General features: G+C 69.4%; 1 protein-coding gene and 1 pseudogene. Both read left to right on the top strand.

Features of this window, described 5'->3' with window-relative positions:
* Window positions 1–304, top strand: a pseudogene (locus tag ACLEQD_RS43190) (hypothetical protein); the annotation flags it as partial.
* Window positions 305–353: 49 nt separating this feature from the next.
* Complete coding sequence (locus ACLEQD_RS43185) at window positions 354–1,316, top strand: ParA family protein (protein ID WP_171413097.1); 963 nt, start codon at window positions 354–356, stop codon at window positions 1,314–1,316.
* Window positions 1,317–1,504: the final 188 nt, after the last annotated feature.

The raw sequence follows: 1,504 nt of genomic DNA, 5'->3' as shown, positions 1-1,504 counted from the left end.
GCCCGCGCAGCCCGCCGCGCGGCGGACGCCCGTGCAGCCGCGCTGGTCGCCATGGCGCGCCTCCTCCCGCCGGGCTCCCGCGCCTTCCGCGCCGCCGCCCGTTCCTCCCAAGCGCGGCCCGTCTCCCGTGGAAGCGCTGTGTGGGGCGATGTTGCAGGAGGTGCGGGTCGCCGTCCGGGGACGCTCGCTCGCCGAGCTGACGTCCGGGCTGTCCGCTCCGGCGGAGCTGGCCCAGGAGGCTGTTGCCCTGCTGGTGGCCCGAGGGGCCATCGTGCGAAGGGGGCACAAATACTTCGCCGCTTGAGGCAAGGTGCAGCGAGCCCAAGCCTCACACGTCATCCGAAGGGTCGTTCATGGAAGCGCCGACGTACAGCTCGAAGCAGGTGGCCGAGATGCTCGGCGTGACTCCGAAGTCCATCCCCTCGGAGCTGCGCAAGGACGCCTACGGCCCGGAAGACGTGTGGGAGCTGCGCACGACGCTCAACAAGTTCCCGCCCACCGCGGGCCTCCGCCGCCAGCTCTTCCTCAACTTCAAGGGCGGCACCGGAAAGACGTCCCTGTCCACCTCCTACGCGTGGCGCCTGGCGGAGCTGGGCTACGCGGTCCTCCTCATCGACCTGGACAGCCAGGGCCACGCCACCAAGTGCCTGGGCTACGAGGGCGAGGACTTCGAGAAGACGCTGCTGGACGTGCTGGTGCGCAAGACGCCGCTCGCGCAGGTGGTGCAGAAGTCCACCCTGCCCAACCTGGACTTCATCCCGTCCAACCTGAGCATGTCCACGGTGGACCTGGCGCTGATGCCCATGGCGGGCCGTGAGTTCAAGCTGCGCAACGCGCTCAAGGACGTGGAGGCGCAGTACGACTTCATCGTCTTCGACGCGCCCCCGTCCTTCGGCCTGCTCAACCTGAACGCGCTGATGGCCGCGAACGACCTGTTCGTGCCGGTGCTCGCGGACTTCCTGTCCTTCCACGGCCTCAAGCTGCTGTTCGAAACGGTGCAGAGCCTGGAGGAGGACCTGAACCACGTGCTGGACCACGTGTTCATCGTGGTGAACTCCTTCAACGCCACCTTCAAGCTGGCGAAGGAGGCGCTGGAGGCGCTCCAGACGCACTACCCCGAGTACCTGCTGCCCACCATCATCCGGCAGTGCACCAAGTTCGCGCAGGCCTCCAGCGAGGGCCGTCCGGTGTTCGTCGCGGACCCCACGTCCAAGGGGGCCAACGACATCCAGGCCATGCTGGACAACGTGCTGCCGCGCCTGGTGGCCGCGCACGCCGCGGCGGTGAAGGCCGGCACCGCGACGAAAGCCGGCTGAGATTTCCCCATGAAGAAAGCCTTCGAACAGAACGTGTCCCGCGCGAAGCCGCGCCTCCGCCTGGGGGCGCTGACGGGTGCCCTCGACCCGTCCGACCCCACGGGGACGGCCGCCGCCCACCCGGAGCCCGCCGCGCCGGAAGCACCTCCGCCGGTCGCGGAGTCGCCGGACCTGTCCTCCGAGGTGCG

Origin of the sequence: Corallococcus sp. 4LFB (assembly GCF_046520365.1) — a bacterium.
Taxonomy (GTDB): domain Bacteria; phylum Myxococcota; class Myxococcia; order Myxococcales; family Myxococcaceae; genus Corallococcus; species Corallococcus caeni.
The sequence above is the reverse complement of the archived record's forward strand: the minus strand, read 5'-3'. Positions and strand labels throughout refer to the sequence as shown.